Annotated in this window: 17 protein-coding genes; 4 read left to right on the forward strand and 13 right to left on the reverse strand. The window is 67.0% G+C overall.

The window, feature by feature from the left end:
- Nucleotides 1–9: 9 nt before the first annotated feature.
- Both N5C18_RS18450 and N5C18_RS18455 read right to left on the reverse strand, forming a co-directional pair.
- Entirely contained in the window at nt 10–1278 is a 1269-nt protein-coding gene (locus tag N5C18_RS18450) for an efflux RND transporter periplasmic adaptor subunit (protein WP_049458761.1), read from the reverse strand.
- Entirely contained in the window at nt 1278–1934 is a 657-nt protein-coding gene (locus N5C18_RS18455; RefSeq protein ID WP_008265285.1) for a TetR/AcrR family transcriptional regulator, read from the reverse strand. The genes N5C18_RS18450 and N5C18_RS18455 overlap by 1 nt, the downstream gene beginning before the upstream one ends.
- A 250-nt stretch (nt 1935–2184) precedes the next feature.
- Here N5C18_RS18455 and N5C18_RS18460 point away from each other — a divergent pair, with 250 nt between their 5' ends.
- The 3 genes from N5C18_RS18460 to N5C18_RS18470 all read left to right on the forward strand — a co-directional run bounded on the left by N5C18_RS18460 (nt 2185) and on the right by N5C18_RS18470 (nt 9309).
- Nucleotides 2185–7161 carry an NAD-glutamate dehydrogenase domain-containing protein gene (locus tag N5C18_RS18460; protein ID WP_279945365.1) on the forward strand — a complete coding sequence of 1659 codons (4977 nt, stop codon included), beginning with the start codon at nt 2185–2187 and terminating at the stop codon, nt 7159–7161.
- Between the two features lie 383 nt (nt 7162–7544).
- A complete protein-coding gene (locus N5C18_RS18465; RefSeq protein WP_053511333.1) occupies nt 7545–8318 on the forward strand; it encodes an NAD kinase in 774 nt (257 codons plus the stop codon).
- A 46-nt stretch (nt 8319–8364) separates the two neighbouring features.
- Nucleotides 8365–9309 (forward strand): 5'-nucleotidase, encoded by a 945-nt coding sequence (locus N5C18_RS18470; protein WP_005410242.1) that lies wholly within the window; start codon nt 8365–8367, stop codon nt 9307–9309.
- A gap of 78 nt (nt 9310–9387) precedes the next feature.
- Here the strand turns inward: N5C18_RS18470 and N5C18_RS18475 are convergent, their stop codons facing one another.
- The 11 genes from N5C18_RS18475 to asnS all read right to left on the reverse strand — a co-directional run bounded on the left by N5C18_RS18475 (nt 9388) and on the right by asnS (nt 18966).
- The gene (locus tag N5C18_RS18475; protein WP_053511334.1) at nt 9388–9939 is read right to left on the reverse strand and encodes a DUF2939 domain-containing protein; all 552 of its coding nucleotides are present in this window, start codon (nt 9937–9939) and stop codon (nt 9388–9390) included.
- 55 nt (nt 9940–9994) lie between these two features.
- Nucleotides 9995–10681 (reverse strand): DUF2461 domain-containing protein, encoded by a 687-nt coding sequence (locus N5C18_RS18480; protein WP_006453009.1) that lies wholly within the window; start codon nt 10679–10681, stop codon nt 9995–9997.
- Nucleotides 10678–12117 carry an exodeoxyribonuclease I gene (gene sbcB, locus N5C18_RS18485; protein ID WP_053511335.1) on the reverse strand — a complete coding sequence of 480 codons (1440 nt, stop codon included), beginning with the start codon at nt 12115–12117 and terminating at the stop codon, nt 10678–10680. Before sbcB ends, N5C18_RS18480 begins: the two co-directional genes overlap by 4 nt.
- Nucleotides 12117–13484 carry an NAD(P)/FAD-dependent oxidoreductase gene (locus tag N5C18_RS18490; protein ID WP_053511336.1) on the reverse strand — a complete coding sequence of 456 codons (1368 nt, stop codon included), beginning with the start codon at nt 13482–13484 and terminating at the stop codon, nt 12117–12119. Before N5C18_RS18490 ends, sbcB begins: the two co-directional genes overlap by 1 nt.
- A gap of 31 nt (nt 13485–13515) precedes the next feature.
- Complete coding sequence (gene kynU, locus N5C18_RS18495) at nt 13516–14790, reverse strand: kynureninase (protein WP_053511337.1); 1275 nt, start codon at nt 14788–14790, stop codon at nt 13516–13518.
- Nucleotides 14791–14994: 204 nt separating this feature from the next.
- Nucleotides 14995–15516: a 3-hydroxyanthranilate 3,4-dioxygenase gene (locus tag N5C18_RS18500; RefSeq protein ID WP_053511338.1), complete on the reverse strand. Its 522-nt coding sequence runs from the start codon at nt 15514–15516 to the stop codon at nt 14995–14997.
- Nucleotides 15517–15535: 19 nt separating this feature from the next.
- Nucleotides 15536–16198, reverse strand: a complete 663-nt coding sequence (gene can / locus N5C18_RS18505) for a carbonate dehydratase (protein ID WP_006453004.1) — start codon at nt 16196–16198, stop codon at nt 15536–15538.
- A gap of 72 nt (nt 16199–16270) precedes the next feature.
- Nucleotides 16271–16909 carry an FMN-binding negative transcriptional regulator gene (locus tag N5C18_RS18510; protein WP_053511339.1) on the reverse strand — a complete coding sequence of 213 codons (639 nt, stop codon included), beginning with the start codon at nt 16907–16909 and terminating at the stop codon, nt 16271–16273.
- A gap of 7 nt (nt 16910–16916) precedes the next feature.
- The gene (locus N5C18_RS18515) at nt 16917–17231 is read right to left on the reverse strand and encodes a hypothetical protein (RefSeq protein ID WP_006453002.1); all 315 of its coding nucleotides are present in this window, start codon (nt 17229–17231) and stop codon (nt 16917–16919) included.
- Between the two features lie 7 nt (nt 17232–17238).
- A complete protein-coding gene (locus tag N5C18_RS18520; RefSeq protein ID WP_005417403.1) occupies nt 17239–17538 on the reverse strand; it encodes a hypothetical protein in 300 nt (99 codons plus the stop codon).
- Nucleotides 17539–17571: 33 nt separating this feature from the next.
- Nucleotides 17572–18966 carry an asparagine--tRNA ligase gene (asnS, locus tag N5C18_RS18525; RefSeq protein WP_053450222.1) on the reverse strand — a complete coding sequence of 465 codons (1395 nt, stop codon included), beginning with the start codon at nt 18964–18966 and terminating at the stop codon, nt 17572–17574.
- 128 nt (nt 18967–19094) lie between these two features.
- On the opposite strand from asnS, the gene N5C18_RS18530 reads away from it, so the two are divergent.
- A complete protein-coding gene (locus tag N5C18_RS18530; protein WP_006452998.1) occupies nt 19095–19433 on the forward strand; it encodes an iron-sulfur cluster assembly accessory protein in 339 nt (112 codons plus the stop codon).
- The last annotated feature ends 46 nt before the right edge of the window (nt 19434–19479 follow it).

A 19479-nucleotide genomic window follows, 5' to 3' on the forward strand; every position in this document is an offset into this window, starting at 1 on the left:
AGGTTCCCGTTACTGCTTGTTCGAATCGGTGGCGGCCGGCTTGGCCGCATCGGCCTGCTCGGGCTTGGCGGCGTCGGCCGGAGCCTTGCCCGCGGCCGGCGCAGCGCCTGCCGGAGCAGCGCCACCTGCGGCAGGCTTGCCGTTGGCGTCCTGCCCCGGGGTCCACGGCTTGGCCACCGCCGGTGCACCTTCCTTGACCTTCTGCACGCCGGCCACGATCACCTTGTCACCGGCGGCCAGGCCGTCGCTGACCAGCCAGTTGCCGTTCTGCGCGCCATCGGTCTTGACGTTCTTGCGCACCACCTTGCCGTCGGTGCCTACCACCATCACGTAACCGCCGGTGGTGTCGCGCAGCAGCGCCTGCTGCGGCACCAGGTAGGCATTGTTGCGCTCGCCCAGGTTGGCCTGGAAGCTGACGAAGGCGCCTGGCAGCAGGATCTGCTGCGGGTTCGGCAGCAGCGCGCGCAGCGAGACCGCGCCGGTGGCCGGATCGACCGTGGTCGAGGAGAAGTCCAGCGTGCCCGGCTCGCTGTAGGTGGTGCCGTCGGCCAGCTTGACGCTGACGGTAGCCTTGCCATCGCCGGACAGGGCCAGTGCGCCCTTGGCCTGCTGCGCACGCAGCTGGGTCAGCTCATCGACGCTCAGCGAGAAGTTCACGTACAACGGGTCGAGCTGGTCGACGGTGGTCAGCAGGGTCACATCGCCCTGGCCGACCAGCGCACCTTCGGTGACCTGCTGCTTGTTGGCCACGCCGCTGATCGGGGCGGTCACTTCGGTGTAGCCCAGATTGATGCGCGAGGAGGTCAACGCGGCCTCGGCCTGCTTGACCGCAGCCAGGGCGGTGCGCTCGGCCGACTCGGCGTTGTCCAGGTCGGACTTGGAGACGAACTGCTGCGGGGCCAGCGAGCGCGCACGGTCGGCGGCGACCTTGGCGTTGGCATAGGTGGCACGGGCCGAGGCCAGCTGGGCTTCGGAGGCGTTGAGCGAGGCACGCAGCGGCGCCGGGTCGATCAGGAACAGGGTCTGGCCCTGCTTGACCTGGGAGCCTTCCTGGTAGACGCGCTTGAGCAGCACGCCCGGAACGCGCGCGCGCACGTCGGCGCTGCGGAACGGCGACAGGCGGCCGACCAGCTCGCGCTGCAGCGGCAGGGTCTGCGGCTTGGCGTCGATGACGCCCACCTCCGGCGGCGGGGGCGTCTGCTGTTCCGGCTTCTTGCAGGCGGCCAGAGCGACAGCAACGGCGCACGTCAAGGCAAGGGTGCGGAGTGGGGCGGTCATCAGGAGGAACTCCGGGGTTGGTTTGTAGACGGGGCCGGCGACGGCTGTGGCGCGAACGCGCGCAGGAAGCTGTCGACGGAGAACTCTGCCCAGCGCCGACGCAGCAGCGCGTCATCACGGTGGGGGGTATGGAAGCGCTGTTTGTCGAAATCCTGACCGGCGATCATGCTCAGCAGCAGCTCGGCCATGAAGTGCGGGTCGTCATGCCGTAGCTGGCCTTGCATGCAAACGGTTTCAATCCATTCAGCAAGATGAAGCGTCAGCGCGCCGGCGCCATGCCGGTACAGCGTACGCGCCTCTTCGGGAAACTGGGACGCGTCGGCGGCGATCAGCCGACAGGCCTGTCCTACGTGCGGTTGGCTGAAATGCTCCAGGAAGTCGGTGGCGAACTGGAGCAGGCTGGCACGCAGGTCGTCAGTGCGGAGTGCACGGACCATGGCCCCGGTGGCGTGGCCGACGTGGCGCTGCATCACCCGGCGCAGCAGTTGCTGCTTGTTGCCGTAGCGCGAATACAGGGTCTGCTTGGAACAGCCGGCCTGCTGGGCCACCGCGTCCATGCTCATCTGCATGCCCTGCTGCGCCAGCAGTTCGCGCACGGCGTCGAACACGCGCTCATCGCGTGCGTCGAGGGCAACGGGAAGGTAGGCCGGATTCACGCGGTGGACTATACCGTCCAGTTCAGGATTGTGGAATCGCATCGGCGTCGCCGCGTGTGTCTTCCGGTAACACGCTTTGCCGATCCTGTCTGCAGTGCTGAAACGGGTGCCACGACCATACCGGTACGAACTGAATAGGCGTCTAAACCGCAGCAAACCCGAATCTGCTTATTCCGTCCTGCAGCAAGGCCTTTTCGCGCGGTAGGGCTACAATTTCATTTTCCCAACTGAGCAAGCGCATCGCTCTGCCATGAAACCGCAAAAAACCGCAGCCAAGACCGTGAAAAACAAGACCAAACCAGCAGAGTCGGAGGTCGCAGTGACCGCTGGTTTCTCCCTGGAGCCGGTGTACACGGCCTTGCGCAAGCGCTACCCCGCGGCCGCACAGGCCGAAGCAGTGGCCTTCGCCACTGACTTCTACAAGCGCATGGAGTCGGACGAGTTTCCGCACCACAGCGCTGAAGAGTGGGCCGCTCTCGCGGCTGAGACGCTGGAATTCGCCCGTGCCCGCAAGGCCGGCAAGGCCAACGTCCGCGTGTTCAATCCGACCACGAAGGCCAATGGTTGGGAATCGCCGCACACGGTGCTGCAGATCGTCAACGACGACATGCCGTTCCTTGTCGACACCGTCACCATGTCGCTGGCCGAGCAGGGCGTGGGCGTCCACGTGCTGGGCCACCCGGTGCTGCGCTTCACCCGCGACAAGGCCGGCAAGCTGGTCAAGGTCGGCGAGGGTGATGCCGAATCGGTGATGCTGCTGGAGATCGACCGTCAGCCGGCCGAAGCCATGGCCGCCATCGAGCAGGCCATCAACAAGGCGCTGGATGAAGTGCGTGCGATCGTGCGCGACTGGCAGCCGATGAAGGACAAGGCGCTGGCGCTGGCCGACGACCTGGGCAAGCGCCAGCTGCCGGTCGACGATGCCTCGCGCAAGGAAGCACAGGAGTTCCTGCGCTGGGCCGCCGACAACCACTTCACCTTCTTCGGCTACCGCGAGTACCGCGTCGAGAAGCAGGGCAAGGAAGAGGTGCTGGCACCGCTGAACGACACCGGCCTGGGCCTGATGCGCGGCAAGGACAAGTCCGCCGCCCGTCCGGTCAAGACGCTGGCCGCGCAGGGCCTGAACGCCACCTCCGGGCTGAAGGACGCGCTGATCCTGACCAAGACCAATGCCCGTTCGCGCGTGCACCGCGCCGGCTACATGGACTACATCGGCGTGCTGGAATTCGACGCCAAGGGCAAGATCATCGGCGAGCAGCGCTTCCTCGGCCTGTTCACCTCCAGCGCCTACAACCGTCGCCCGTGGGAGATCCCGCTGGTGCGCCAGCGCCACGAGCATGTGATGAAGCAGTCGGGCCTGGCCCCGGCCAGCCACAGTGGCAAGGCGCTGCGCCACATCCTGGAAACCCTGCCGCGCGAAGAGCTGTTCCAGTCCAGCGAGGACGAACTGTTCCGCACCGCGATGGGCGTGCTGGGCCTGCAGGAGCGCGTGCGCAGCCGCCTGTTCCTGCGCCGTGACAAGTACAGCCGTTTCATTTCCGCACTGGTCTACCTGCCGCGCGAGCGCTTCAACACCGACGTGCGCCTGCGCATCGAAGCGATGCTGAAGGACGCGCTGCACGGCGAGTACGTCGACAGCTCGGTGGTGCTGGGCGAATCGCCGCTGGCCCAGGTGCACCTGATCGTGCGTCCGAAGCCGGGTGAAATGCTCGACGTCGATACCGCCGAACTGGAGCAGAAGCTGGCCCAGGTGCTGCGCAACTGGCAGGACGACCTGCGCGAAGCGCTGGTGACCCGCCACGGCGAAACCGAAGGCCTGCGCATCGCCGCCCGCATCGGCAAGGCGCTGCCGGCCGGCTACATCGAAGACAACAGCACCGCCGTTGCCGCCAACGATGTCAGCCAGCTCGATGCCCTGACCGGCCCGGACGACCTGCGCCTGAGCCTGCAGGCGGTGCCGCGCGAAAGCGGCGATGGCCTGCGCCTGAAGCTGTACCGCCAGCTGGACGACATCCCGCTGTCGGACGCGCTGCCGATGATGGAAAACATGGGCCTGCGCGTGATCGCCGAGCGTCCGTACCGCCTGTCGGTCGACAACGCCCCGGTGTACGTGCAGGACTTCGAGGTCGAATCGACCGCCGGCGCGATCGATGCCGCCAGCGTCGATGAAGCCTTCGGCGAGACCTTCGCCCGCGTCTGGCACGGCGATGCCGAGAACGACGGCTTCAACCGCCTGGTGCTGGCTGCCGGCCTGCACTGGCGCCAGGTCGCCATGCTGCGTGGCTACTGCAAGTACCTGCTGCAGACCGGCGTGCCGTTCTCGCAGGCGTATGTGGAAGGCACCTTTGCCCGCTACCCGCTGCTGGCCCGCCTGCTGGTGGAACTGTTCGAAGCCCGCTTCGATCCGGCCACCGGCCACGAGAGCAAGGACGACATCGCCGCCGGCCAGGTGCAGCTGAAGGCCCACCTCGATGTGCTGGCCGCCGGCGACGACGCCACCCTGAAGGTGCTCAAGACCGTGGTCGACGCCCGCAAGGGTGACCGCGAGGCGCAGATGCAGGCCGCGCGCGATGCGCTGCTGAAGCTGATGGACCGTGTGTCCAGCCTGGACGAAGACCGCATCCTGCGTTCTTTCATGGGCGTGATCGACGCGACCCTGCGCACCAGCTACTACCAGACCGATGCCAACGGCCAGCACGGCCACGTGATCAGCTTCAAGTTCGATTCGGCGCTGGTGCCGGACCTGCCGAAGCCGCGCCCGTACCGCGAAATCTTCGTCTACGGCCCGCGCGTGGAAGGTACTCACCTGCGCTTCGGCGCGGTCGCCCGTGGTGGCCTGCGCTGGTCGGACCGTCGCGAAGACTTCCGTACCGAAGTGCTGGGCCTGGTCAAGGCGCAGATGGTCAAGAACACCGTCATCGTGCCGGTCGGCGCGAAGGGCGGCTTCTTCGCCAAGACCCCGCCGGTCAATGGTGACCGCGACGCGGTCTTCGCCAATGGCGTGGCCTGCTACAAGCTGTTCATCCAGGGCCTGCTGGACATCACCGACAACATCGTCAACAACAAGATCGTGCCGCCGGTGGATGTCGTGCGCCACGACATGGACGATCCGTACCTGGTGGTGGCCGCCGACAAGGGCACCGCGACCTTCTCCGACATCGCCAACGGCCTGGCCATCGCGCACGGCTTCTGGATGGGCGATGCATTCGCCTCCGGTGGTTCGGTGGGTTACGACCACAAGGGCATGGGCATCACCGCACGCGGTGCGTGGGAGTCGGTCAAGCGCCACTTCCGTGCGCTGGGCCGTGACAGCCAGACCCAGGACTTCACCGCGGTCGGCGTCGGCGACATGTCCGGCGACGTGTTCGGCAACGGCATGCTGTTGTCGCGCCACATCCGCCTGGTCGCAGCCTTCGACCACCGCCACATCTTCCTGGACCCGAACCCGGAGGCGGCCACCACGTTCGTCGAGCGTGAGCGCCTGTTTACCGTGCCGCGTTCGAGCTGGGCGGACTACGATGCCAAGCTGATCAGCAAGGGTGGCGGCATCTATCCGCGCAGCCTGAAGTCGATCGAGATCACCCCGCAGGTGCGTGAAGCGCTGGGCCTGGACGACAACGTCAAGGCGCTGTCGCCGAACGATCTGATGAGCGCGATCCTGAAGGCACCGGTCGACCTGCTGTGGAACGGCGGCATCGGTACCTACGTCAAGGCCGCCAGTGAGCAGCACAGCGATGTCGGCGACCGCGCCAACAACGCCCTGCGCGTGAACGGTGGCGAGCTGCGCTGCAAGGTGGTGGGCGAGGGCGGCAACCTGGGCATGACCCAGCTGGGCCGCATCGAAGCCGCCCAGGCCGGCGTGCTGCTCAACACCGACTTCATCGACAACTCGGCCGGTGTCGACACCTCCGACCACGAAGTCAACATCAAGATCCTGCTCAACGATGTGGTGCGGGCCAAGAAGCTGACCGTCGAGCAGCGCAACAAGCTGCTGGCCTCGATGACCGACGAAGTCGCCGAGCTGGTGCTCAACGACAACTACCGCCAGAACCAGGCGCTGAGCCTGATGGAGCGGATGGCGGTCAAGCGCCTGGGTTCCAAGCAGCACTTCATCCGCACCCTGGAACAGCAGGGCCTGCTCGATCGCCAGATCGAGTTCCTGCCGTCCGATGCCGAGCTGTCGCAGCGCAAGGCACGTGGCCAGGGCCTGACCCGTCCGGAACTGTCGGTGCTGCTGTCCTATTCCAAGCTGGTGGCGTTCGCCCAGCTGCTGGATTCGGACATTCCGGAAGATCCGTACCTGTCCAAGGAACTGCAGCGCTACTTCCCGACCCCGCTGCAGAAGAAGTACGCCGACGCGATGGAGCGTCACCGCCTGAAGCGTGAAATCATCGCCACGGCCGTGACCAACCAGACCATCAACCGCATGGGCGCCACCTTCCTGATGCGCATGCAGGAAGACACCGGCCGTTCCATCGCCGAGGTCGCCAAGGCCTACACCATCAGCCGTGAGACGCTGGATGCACGCGCGCTGTGGGCGCAGATCGATGCCCTCGACGGCAAGGTGCCGGAGTCGGTGCAGATCGATGCACTGGAAGTGATCTGGAAGCTGCAGCGTTCGTTCGTGCGCTGGCTGCTGTCGCGCCCGGGCGCGATGCCGGGCATCACCGAAGCGGTCAACCGCTACCAGGGTCCGTTCAACGACATCCGCGTCGCGTCGGGCGTGCTGCCGGATTCGCAGCGTCCGACCTACGAAGCCCTGGTGGCCGAGTGGAAGGAAAAGGGCCTGCCGTCCGCGCTGGCGCAGCAGCTGGCCGAACTGCACTTCCTGGAGCCGGCGTTCGACATCATCGAACTGGCGCGTACCCGCAAGCTGAAGCCGGTGGACGTGTCCAAGGTCCACTTCCGCCTGGGCGACGCCCTGCAGCTGCCGTGGCTGTTCGAGCAGGTTGATGCGCTGGAGGTCAACGGCCGTTGGCATGCGGTGGCACGTGGCGTGCTGCGCGACGAGCTGGCGGCCAATCACCGCAACCTGGCCGGCCAGGTGCTGGGCACCAAGGGCAGCAGCGCTGAAGCCAAGGTCGCAGCCTGGATGGGCCGTGACGACAACAGCCTGCGCTTCACCCTGGCGATGCTGGCCGAATTGGCCGAGCAGAAGACCCTGGACTACCCGACCGTCTCGGTCGCGGTGCAGCGCCTGGGCCAGCTGGCTGCGCATGGTGCGTAAGCGCATTCGCGCTGACGCCCCACGGTTTGCTCTGCAAACCGTGGGCCCCATGCCAACCATGCTCCCAGACCCCCGCGCCGTTGGCGCGCCCCCCTGACTCAGGGGGGCTCCTGATCTGCAGCAGTTGGAGGAACGGCCCCGCGAAAGCGGGGCCGTTCTGTTTCTGCCTGTTTTTCTGCGATCACTGACCCGACGCCGGCCGGCAACCTGTCAGGTGGATGACCGGCCCGTCCGCCGGGACCGTGAGCGCCATGGATGGCGCGACCGAGCCCCCATGGATGGGTTTATGGCGTGTCCCGGCGGACGGGCCGGTCATCCGCCCAGCGGGGTCCAACCCCCGGCGCTCGGTTATGCTCTCCCTCATGCCTCCCCCGGATCCACCGATGAGCGACTCCCCCCGCATCGCTTTCCTGGCCAGCACCACCGAACCGGCGCAGATGGCCCGCGCGGCGATGGTCTCGCGCTATGGCGACTACGCGCCCGAGCAGGCCGACGTGCTGTGCCCGCTGGGCGGTGATGGCTTCATGCTGCAGACCCTGCACCGGCACGGGCACCTGGGCAAGCCGGTGTTCGGCATGAAGCTGGGCACGGTCGGCTTCCTGATGAACCAGTACCGCGGCGACGATGACGTGCATGCGCGCATTGCCCGCGCCGAGCCGGCCAACCTGCGCCCGCTGGAAATGGTGGCGCTGACCGAGTCGGGCACCAGCACCGGTTCGCTGGCCTACAACGACGTGTCGCTGCTGCGCCAGACCCGGCAGGCTGCGCATATCGGCATCGATCTGAACGGCCAGGAACGCGTGGCCGAGCTGATCGGCGACGGCGTGCTGGTGGCCACCCCGGCCGGCAGCACCGCCTACAACTATTCCGCGCACGGCCCGGTGCTGCCGCTGGGCTCGCACACCATCGCGCTGACGCCGCTGGCCCCGTACCGGCCGCGACGCTGGCGCGGGGCGATCCTCAAGGCCGATACCGAAGTGCGCTTCCGTGTGCTCGATCCCTACAAGCGCCCGGTCAGCGTGACCGCCGACTCGCACGAGACCCGTGACGTGGTCGAAGTGACCATCCGCGAGTCGAAGGACCGCCGCGTAACCCTGCTGTTCGACCCGGAGCACAACCTGGAAGACCGGATCCTGAGCGAACAGTTCGTTTTTTGAAGACAATGGGCGGCCGGCCGTGCCGACCGCTTGAAGGACCCCACCGATGGGCGACAACTCCCCCCGTTTGCTGACCGTCGCGGTGACCTCGCGCGCCCTGTTCGACCTCGAGGAAAGCCATGCGCTGTTCGAGAGCGATGGCGTGGCGGCCTACGCCGAATTCCAGCGCCAGCATGAGGACGACATCCTCGGCCCCGGCGTGGCCTTCCCGGTGGTGCGCAAGCTGCTGGCGCTGAACCAGGGCGCCAGCCCGGAAAATCCGCGCGTCGAGGTGATCCTGCTGTCGCGCAATTCGGCCGATACCGGCCTGCGCATCTTCAATTCGATCCAGCATTACGGTCTGGGCATCATCCGCGCGACGTTCACCGCCGGCGAGCCGACCTGGCCCTACGTGAAGCCGTTCGGCACCGACCTGTTCCTGTCGGCCAACCCGGAATCGGTGCGCAGCGCATTGCGCCATGGCATCGCAGCGGCGACCATCCTGCCCAAGCCGCCCGGCGAGACTGCCGCTGCGGCGGCCGACCAGATCGACACCGGTCGACCGGCCGGGCAGCTGCGCATCGCCTTCGACGGCGACGCGGTGATCTTCGGCGACGAGAGTGAGCGCATCTCGCGCGAACAGGGCGTGGAGGCGTTTGGCCGCCATGAACGCGAACGCGCCCGCGAACCGCTCAGTGGCGGCCCGTTCCGCGGTTTCCTGTCGGCCCTGCATACATTGCAGGAAGTGTTCCCGGCCGGCGAGAGTGCGCCGATCCGCACCGCGCTGGTCACTGCGCGCTCGGCACCGGCCCACGAGCGGGTGATCCGCACCCTGCGTGAGTGGGGCGTGCGCCTGGACGAGGCGCTGTTCCTTGGTGGCCGCCACAAGGGCCCATTCCTGCAGGCGTTCGGCGCCGATATCTTCTTCGACGATTCACAGCACAACATCGACAGTGCGCGTGAGCATGTGGCCGCCGGTCACGTGCCGCACGGCGTCGCCAACGAGGGATAAGGCGGACTTGATCGGTAGGTGCCAACCGTTGGTTGGCACGGCCATGCATCGGCGCCCACCAAGGTGGGCAGGTACCGGTCAATGCGTACCTGACATCCCCAGCTGCAGGTCCACCACCTTCCAGCGCAGGCCCTGCGGCTCCAGCACCACCTTCAGTGGCGGTTGGCCAGGGCCGCGGTCGATGTCGACCACGAAGCGGTCCAGTGCTTCGAAGCGATGCTCGGCATTCTTCAGCGGCCGTGCCGGCTCGGTCGGACCGAAGGCATCGCCGCCCTGCAGTTCATTGCGGCCGCGCTTCCACAGCACGTGGCCCTGCAGCATCGCGCCGATTCCGGTCGGGGTCACCATGGTGTCCACCGCGGCGCCGCCGAGCTGGTCACCCAGGCCGTAGAGCAGGGCGCCGAACGGGCTGGCCGCCACATCCGGGCCGGCCTGGCGCACCAGGTAGTCGTTGAGCTGCGCGCGCAGGCTGCTGCGCACACGTGGGAAATCGACGTAGCGCTCCAGCCGCTCGGTGTCGCGCTGCTCGATGGCCCTGGACAGGCCATGCACGGTCACGTACGGGCCGCCGAACCACCACGCGGACAGCGCGAGAACCACCGGGACCAGCACTGCGATGAGCTTCTTCATGCCGCCCAGACTGCCGCAAGTGAGGCGGCCAGTGGTGAATGGCGGGTGATGTGGCTCAGAACTCCAGGTCCAGCGCGGCGCACAGGTAGTCAACGAACGGGCCGAGTGCCGCCAGATCCTTGCCCAGCGTGGACAGCAGGCGCGGGCCAGTCATGGTGGCGTCGTCCAGCGAGCGCCACATCACCCAGTTGCGGTGCTTGAGGTCGTCGATGAACTCGAAATCAGCCGGGAAACCGCGCGGCGGCCGCACCAGCTTCTCGCTTTCCTCGAAGTCGAAGCGCCTGCGCAGCGCGGGCGCATGCGCGGCGGCCTTCCAGCTGCCCGGGTTGTCGAGGATGAAGTGGCGCACGCGACGCTGGGTTTCAGGCTCCGGATGCCACAGCCCGGCGCCGACGAAGCTTTCGCCCGGCTGCAGGTGCACGTAGAACGAGGGCGCGGCCACTTCGCGGCGACGCTCATGGAACAGCCGCGCACCCTGCCAGGTCTTGTAGGGCGATTTGTCGTTGGAAAAACGCGCGTCGCGATGGATGCGGAACAGCGAGCCACCGACGCCGCGGGTATCGGCGCGGAAATGGTCGCTGACCTCGGCCAACGCCGGCTGAAGGTCGCCGAGCAGGCGCAGGAACGGCTGCCGCACGTGGTCTTCGTACTGCTGGCGGTGGTCGTTGAACCATGCCTTTTCGTTATGCCGCGCCAGGCTGCGCAGGAACCTGAAGCTGGCGTCCGAGAAATAGGTACTCACAACGTCTCCTGCAGATGCTGGCCCCAGTCGCGCAGCGATTGCAGCAGGGCCTGGCGCCGCGCATCGTCGGGTGCATCGGCGGCCAGTGCATCAAGCTGCTGCTGGTACTGGGGCAGGTTGAGTTCACCCAGGCCGCCGTCTCCGAGCAGGCGCTGGCGGCGGTAATCCTGCCAGCGCTGGCGTTCAGCCGGTGCGAGGCTGCCGGGATGGTTGCGCGCACGGTAGCGGAACAGCAGCTCGGGCAGGCGCGGGTCGCGGAAGCGGCCTTCCAGCTCGGCCAGCTGTTCCGGTGCGGTGGTGCGCGCCAGGGCAAGCAATGGCTTGTCGCCGTTGCCGAGGAAGCCGTCGTACAGCGAGGCGTCGACGTCGGCCACGGTGGCGGCGCGGGGCTGGTTGTAGACCTGGCGTGCCTTTTCGGCCAGCTGCGCGGCGAAAGGACGCAGCCGTTCGACCTTGGCCTCGATAGCCGCCACGTCCAGGCCCAGGCGATCATGGTCGTCGGCGCGCAGGTGGTTCCAGGCGATCAGCGCCGGCACCTTGTTCAGGTGCACCTCCTTCAGCGGCACCCGCGCCACGCCTTCGGGCAGCTCGCTGGCACGCATGTACAGGCGCTGCGCGATCACCTCGGCCGGCAGTTCCAGCAGGTCGTCGATGTCGCCGTCGAGGTCGAATACGATCACCCGGTTGTTGATGGTCGGGTGCACCGCCAGCGGCAGCACCGGCGCCGCGCACAGGCGGCTGGCCGGGTAGCGCATGGAGATGTGCAGTACCGGCTTCAACGCGGCGATGTCCAGCAGGCCACCGACGAAACGCTTGTCGCGCAGCTTCAGCGCATACTCCCACAGGCGCGGCTGCGACTGCTTGAACAGGCGCGCCATGCCGATGGTGGCGCGCACGTCGGACAGTGCTTCGTGTGCATCGCCTTCGCGCACGTTGTTGGCTTCGGCCAGATGTTCGAGCTTGAACGAGGTGGCGCCGTCTTCGCGCAGCGGCCACTGGATGCCGTCCGGGCGCATGGCGCGCATCAGCCGCAGCATGTCCAGCAGGTCCCAGCGCGAATTGCCGTTGCGCCACTCGCGTTCGTACGGGTCATGGAAATTGCGGAACAGGCCGTAGCGGATGAACTCGTCGTCGAAGCGCAGCGTGTTGTAGCCCAGTGCGCAGGTGCCGGGGCGTGACAGCTGTTCGTTGATGCGGTCGAAAGCCTCGGCCTCGCTGATGCCTTCGGCCATGGCCTGCTGCGGCGTGATGCCGGTGACCAGGGTCGCCATCGGTGAGGGCAGCAGGTCGTCGGCCGGGCGCACGAAGAAGCTGACCGGCGTTTCAATCTCGTTGAGGTCAGCGTCGGTGCGGATCGCCGCGTACTGCGAGATGCGAGTGCGGCGCGGATCCTGGCCGAAGGTTTCCAGGTCGTAGAACAGGAAGCTGTCGGCCATCAGTGCGCGCCCTCCAGGACCGGCAACTGCGCGTGGATCCGTGTTTCCAGCGCGGCCCAGTCGATGTTGTCCAATGAATCGTGGCCGGCGGTGGCGGCCACCAGCATGTCGCGCTGCAACTCGGTGCGGCGCAGCGCTTCGGCGTAGGGCGTGTGCAGGAAGGTGACCATCGTGTAATGCGGCACGAAGCGGGTCGGCCAGCGCCGCTGCAGTTCCTGCTCCAGTTCGCGCTGCAGCAGGAAGGCCGGGTCGGCCACGCGGTCACGCATTTCCAGGTAGTTTTCCAGCGCCATCTGCTGGATGGCGCGCGCGTTCGGCTTGCGCTCGGCCTCGAACGCGGCGAACGCACCTTGCAGATCATCCGCTTCCATCAGGTGGCGGGCCAGCGCCACGCAGTCCTCGAACGCGCAGTTCATGCCCTGGCCATGGAATGGCACCATCGCATGCGCGGCGTCGCCGATCAGCACGGCGCGGCCGCCCTGGTGCCAACGCTCCAAGGTGAGCGTACCGAGCAGGCCGGGTGGATGCTGTTCCCAGTCCGCACGCAGGTTCGGGATCAACGGCAGGGTGTCGGCGAACTCGCGCGCGAACAGCGCCTCTGCCTGCGCGCCGGTGTTGACGGTGGCAAAGCTGGGATCGCCCTGGTTCGGCAGGAACAGGGTGACAGTGAAAGTGCCTTCGTGGTTGGGCAGGGCGATGCACATGTAGTGGCCGCGTGGCCAGATGTGCAGTGCATTGCGCTCGATGCGGAAGCTGCCGTCGGCGGCCGGCGGGATCTCCAGCTCCTTGTAGGAATGGTCGAGGAAGGCGATGTCCTCGCCCAGCGGCGCGCGCCGGTTCATCGCTGCGCGCAGGGCCGATCCGGCGCCGTCGGCACCGATCAGGGTGTCGAAGCGGATGTCGTGCGGGCTGTCGTCGCGGTCATCGATGAAACGCGCGTAGCCTGCGTCGAAATCGACGGTGTGCAGGCGGCGATGGAAGTGCACGGTGGCGCCAGCCTGTTCGGCCAGTTCCAGCAGCGTGGTGTTCAGGTCGCTGCGATGGATCGACCAGATCACCTCGCTGTCGTCGCGGCCGTAGCGCTGCAGCTGCGGTTCGCCCTCGCGCGGATGCACCATGCGCCCGCGCATCATCACCGCGCGCGCCATCACCTCGTCTTCCACGCCCGCCTGGCGCAGCGCGTTGCGCCCGCGCTCGGCCAACGCCAGGTTGATCGAACGGCCGCTTTCATAGTCGGCCACGCGCGGATCGCCGCGGCGCTCGTACAGGGTGATGCGCCAGCCCTGGCGTGACAGCAGGATGGCCAGCAGAGAACCGGCGAGGCCGGCACCGATGATGCTCAACGAGCGGGAGGCATGTGCGATCAACGAACTGTCCAGCAGTAGGGAAGGGGCGGGCTCAGAGGCCAGCCCAGGCTTCCACTTCCTCGACGAAATGGTGCACGTCCAGGTAGCGGTTGTAGAGCGGGGTGGGCGAAATCCGGATCACGTCCGGTTCGCGCCAGTCGCCGAGCACGCCGATGCCGCGCAGGTGCTCGAACAGGGCGCGGCCGCGCTCGCGGCCACCGATCACGCGCAGCGACAACTGGCAGCCACGGCGTTGCGGTTCGGCCGGGGTGATGATGTCCAGAACGCTCGACAGGCGCGCGCGCACCAGCGCTTCGAGCATGCCGGTCAGCGCCACCGATTTGCTGCGCAGGGCGTCCATGCCGGCGCGCTCGAACAGGTCCAGCGACGCACGCAGCGGTGCCAGGCCGAGGATCGGCGGATTGCTCAGCTGCCAGCCCTCGGCACCCGTGGCCGGGATGAACTGCGGCGCCATCTGGAAGCGGGTGGCTTCCTCATGGCCCCACCAGCCAGCGAAGCGTGGCAGGGTGGTGTCGCGATGGTGCCGCTCATGCACGAACGCGCCAGCCACCGCTCCCGGTCCGCTGTTGAGGTACTTGTAGTGGCACCACACGGCGAAATCAGGTGCGACGTCATGCAGGCGCAGCGGCAGGTTGCCGATCGAATGTGCAAGATCGAAGCCGATCCGCGCACCGTGCAGGCGTGCGGCGCGGGTGATCGCATCGAGGTCGAAGGCCTGGCCGGTGCGGTACTGCACGCCGGGCCAAAGCACCAGCGCCAGGCGCGGGCCATGCTCGGCGATGGCACGCTCGATCGCCGTGAGCGAGATCGTGCCATTGGCTTCGTCCGGCTGTACTTCCACCAGGCACTCGGCGGGGTCGAAGCCATGGAAGCGGATCTGCGCCTCCACGGCGTGGCGATCGGTGGGGAACGCGCCGGCTTCCATCAGGATCACCGGGCGCTGCGCGGTCGGCCGGTAGAAGCTGACCATCATCAGGTGCAGGTTCACGCTCAGGGTATTCATCGCCACCACTTCGCTGGGCAGCGCACCGACCACGCGGGCCAGTTGTGCGCTCACCAGGCGGTGGTAGGACAGCCACTGCGTCGGGCCGGTGAAGTGGCCTTCCACGGCCAGTTCGCCCCACTGCTTCATCACTTCCTGCACGGCTGCCTGCGCACCGCGCGGCTGCAGGCCCAGCGAGTTGCCGACAAAGTAGGTCTGCTCGCCGCCACCATGGCGCGGAATCAGGAATTCGTTGCGCAGCGGACGCAGCGGATCGGCGGCGTCCAGGGCAATGGCGTGGGTGCGGCTGAGCAGGTCGGACATGGTCGGGCAACAGGCTGCAACGGGGCTGCCAGTGTAGCGCCTGGGGGAAGGCCCGGTAGCGGTCAAGCCGCTACCAGCACCACGTGATCCGCTGGTCGCCACCCCAGGTTGGCGCACGTGTGACGAAGCGCCCACCAAGGTGGGCATCTACCAGAGCGGGAACGAGCAAGCGCCTACCAGGGTGGGCAACCACGGATCGATGGTTCAGCCCGCCGCCGGTGCCGGCAGCGGGTCCACATGCCCGCAGGCGCTGCAGGTACGCAGATCCAGGCTGGAGTGGTAGCGCGCGAAGACCTTGGGCAGGTCGGTTTCGATGTTCTGCAGCGGGAAGAACTCTTCGTGCAGCTTGTGATTGCAGCGCTCGCAGTGCCAGATCACGCCGTCCAGCTCATGCGGCAGGCGCTTGCGCTCGACTACCAGGCCGACGCCGCCGGGCGGGCGCCGTGGCGAGTGCGGCACCTTTCCCGGCAGCAGGAAGATTTCGCCGGCGCGGATCGGAATGTCGCGCACCGCGCCATCCTCCTGCACCTTCAGCACCATCTCGCCCTCCAGCTGGTAGAACCACTCCGGGCCTTCGTCGTAGTGGTAATCGGTGCGCGAGTTCGGCCCGCCGACCACCATCACGATGAAGTCACCGTTGTCGATCATCTTGTTGCCCACCGGGGGCTTCAGCAGGTGGCGGTGTTCTTCGATCCAGGCGTGCAGGTTGATCGGCGAAGCGAGCATGATCGGTTTCCCTTGGAGGTCAGTCGCGCTTGCCCTTGCGCGGCACGTAGGACAGCGCCTTTTCGTAGGCGGGCTGCAGCTCTTCCGGCGCGCCGACGTCGATGCCCATTTCGCGCACGCGGCCGTCCTTGAGGCTGTAGACCCAGCCGTGCACCATCAGCTTCTGGCCACGGGCCCAGGCATCCTGCACGATGGTCGAGCGGCACAGGTTGGCGACCTGCTCGATCACGTTCAGTTCGCACAGGCGTGCGTGCTTGAGTTCGTCGGTCTCGATGGCGTCGATGATCGCGGTGTGCTTCTGCATCACGTCACCGACGTGGCGCAGCCAGTTGTCGGCCAGGCCGACGCGGGTGTTGTGCAGGCAGGCGTGCACGCCACCGCAGCCGTAATGGCCGACGATCAGGATGTGCTTCACCTTCAGCTGGTCCACTGCGTACTGCACCACGCTCAGGCAGTTCAGGTCGGTGTGCGCGACCACGTTGGCCACGTTGCGGTGCACGAACACCTCACCCGGGGCCATGCCGATGATCTGGTTGGCCGGCACGCGCGAATCGGAGCAGCCGATCCACAGGTATTCCGGGTGCTGCTGCTTGGCCAGCTGGTGGAAGAACTCGGGGTCTTCCTTCTCGATGCGGTCGGCCCAGTCGCGGTTGTTCTGCAGCAGCTTGTGGATGTCTTTCATGTTCGGGTCCCTGGCGTCGGGTAGGGGCTCGCCGCAACCCTCCGGCTGCGTCGTCGCGGGAATCTGTTGCGCTCAGTCGCTGCGGGCGGCCTGTTCGCGGTGCCAGCGCATCCACTGCGCCAGTTCCTGGGAAGATGGAGTGGCCAGCGCGTCCAGCGCGGCGACCACTGCCTGCTGGTTGGCGTCGGGATGATTCTGGCTCAGCTTGAGCTTCAGCTGCACGTGCTCGACCTGGAAACGGAAACCGATGATGGCGCGCAGTTCCGGGCCATGCTCGGTGCGCGCGCCATCGAACTGCCAGGCCTGGCCGACGCTGGCTTCGAAGCGGTCGCTGATGGCGCCGACCAGCTCGGCCAGCGCAGCGGTATCGTCAAAGGTATGCAGCTGGCCGCGCAGTTCCGCCGCAGCGTAGTTCCAGGTTGGCACCCGCGCAGCGGGCTCCTTGTCCGGGTACCAGCTGGCCGAGATGTAGCCATGTGGGCCATCGACCAGCACCTTGGCCGCGCCACGATGGCGTGACTGCGGGTTGGCACGGGCCCAGTGCCCGCGCAGCTCGATACGATCACCGTCACGCCGGTACAGCACCGGCATCCGGGTCAGCTCCGGCAGGCCATCGCTGCCCGTGGTGAGCACGGTCACGAACGGATCGCGCGCCAGCAGGCGGTCCAGCCAGAGCAGGTCGGTCTCGGCGAAGGCGCGCGGGGTGAACATGCGCGGGTCAGGCGCGCCCGCCCAGCGACTGGATCATGCGTCCCCGCAGGCCTTCGTCGCTGTCGGCCTGCGGCGGCTGCACTTCATGCAGGCTGAAGCCACGCACCAGTGCGTCTTCCTCGTCCAGGCCGTCGTACTCGACGAACTCGGCATCGAACAGCTGCGAACGGGCGGTGTCTTCGCTGTCATAGCTCAGCGTGTTGCCATCGCTGTCGAGCACTTCAGCGGTGCCGGCCGGGCGCACGCGCAGGCGCGCCCAGATCAGGGTGTTGCCGAGGCTGGCCAGCCACCAGCTGTCGCGCGAGGCGGTGATGTCATTCATGGATGTGTTACCAGAGCGAGGCCAGCCAGAGCAGGGCGGCCATGCCCAGTCCGGCCAGCAGGGTCAGCAGCGATACCCAGGCCGGGGTCGCCAGCCCGGACAACGAGCGGTCCGGTTGCTGGCGATAGTCGCGGCGCAGCAGCCAGGCCAGGGCATCGGGCTTGAGGAAGGCGCCACTGCCGAAGCGCTCGGCGAGCGCCGGATGGCGATCGCGCACGTGCACCAGGGTCAGTGGCCAGAAGATCACGAAGGCACTGAACCCGGCCACTGCAACGCCGACGAAACAGAGGGCGAAGAACAGGGTCATGGGGGCAGTACCTCCGTGGTCGTGTGAAGTGGCTTAGAAGTCCGCGCTGCCCGGGGCGCGCGGGTAGGGGATCGCATCGCGGATGTTGGACAGGCCGCAGACGTACACCACCAGGCGCTCGAAGCCGAGGCCGAAGCCGGCGTGCGGCACCGAGCCGTAGCGACGGAAATCGCGGTACCAGCTGTAGTGCTCGCGGTCCAGGCCGAACTGGGCCATGCGCGCGTCCAGCACGTCCAGGCGCTCTTCGCGCTGGCTGCCGCCGATGATCTCGCCGATGCCCGGGGCCAGCACGTCCATCGCGGCGACGGTCCTGCCGTCGTCGTTCAGGCGCATGTAGAAGGCCTTGATGTGCTCCGGATAGTTGGTCACCACCACCGGGCGGCCGACATGTTCCTCGGTCAGCCAGCGCTCGTGCTCGGTCTGCAGGTCCAGGCCCCATTCGACCGGGAAGTCGAACTTCTTGCCGGACTTCTGCAGCAGGCTGACCGCATCGGTGTAGTCGATGCGTTCGAACGGTGCGTTGATGAAGTCTTCCAGCTTGGTGATCGCGTTCTTGTCCACGCGCTCGGCGATGAAGGCCAGGTCGTCGCTGCGCTCGTTCAGCACGGCGCGGAACAGGTACTTCAGGAACTCTTCGGCCAGGCGTGCATCTTCGGCCAGGTCGGCGAAGGCGATTTCCGGCTCGATCATCCAGAACTCCGCCAGATGGCGGGTGGTGTGGCTGTTCTCGGCGCGGAAGGTCGGGCCGAAGGTGTAGACCTTGCTCAGCGCCAGGCAGTAGGCCTCGACGTTCAGCTGGCCGGACACGGTCAGGAAGGTTTCCTTGCCGAAGAAGTCGCGGCTGAAATCGATCGCGCCCTTCTCGTCACGCGGCAGGTTCACCATGTCCAGGGTGGACACGCGGAACATCTGGCCGGCGCCTTCGGCGTCGGAGGTGGTGATGATCGGCGTGCTGATCCAGTTGAAGCCGTTCTCGTGGAAGAAACGGTGCACGGCCTGGGCCAGGCAGTTGCGGATGCGGGTGACTGCGCCGAACAGGTTGGTGCGCGGGCGCAGGTGCGCCACTTCACGCAGGAACTCCGGCGACATCGGCTTGGGCTGGATCGGGTAGGTGAGCGGGTCTTCGACCCAGCCGACCACTTCTAGCGCGCTGGCCTGGATCTCGAACGACTGGCCCTTGCCCTGCGACTTCACCAGGGTGCCGGTGGCGATGACCGAGCAGCCGCTGGTCAGGCGCTTGATCTCGTCGAAGTTGGCCAGGGTGTCGTTGGCCACGACCTGGATCGGGGCGAAGCAGGAGCCGTCGCTCACATTCACGAAGGCCAGATTCGCTGAACCGCGCACCGTGCGCACCCATCCGCGTACCGTGACTTCGCCGCCTTCCGGGATCTTCCCGGCAAGCGCATGTTCAACGCTGACCACCGTCATGACTTGAATCCTCTGCTGATCGACTCGATCTGTGAACACGGGAGTTTACCGGTTGCAGTGTTCCGCTTGCGAGGCATTTTTCGCGGCAACGGCTCCTTATAATGTCCCCGTACCTCTGGAGTAGCCCCATGGCCGTCAGCCTGACCCCCATTGCCTTCGAGCGCGTGCAGCGCTTCGTCGCCCAGACCCCCGGCGCGCTGGGTCTGCGTTTCGGCGTGACCAAGACCGGCTGTTCCGGCTGGGGCCACGTCACCGACCTGGCCCGCGACGAGCGCGAAGGCGATACCGTGTTCGACCAGGACGGCGTGAAGATCTACGTCGATGCCAAGAGTCTGGCGCTGGTGGACGGCACGGTGATCGACTTCGGCAAGCACGGCCTGAGCGAGACCTTCACGTTCAGCAACCCGAACGCCACCGCCGAGTGTGGCTGCGGCGAGAGCTTCACCACCGACGCCGACAAGGCCTGACGCCTGCGCCTTGGTGGTCGCTGACCTTGGTCGGCAGGGGGGAGGG

The sequence above is a fragment of the Stenotrophomonas sp. GD03930 genome (assembly GCF_029839665.1).
GTDB classification, from domain to species: domain Bacteria; phylum Pseudomonadota; class Gammaproteobacteria; order Xanthomonadales; family Xanthomonadaceae; genus Stenotrophomonas; species Stenotrophomonas forensis.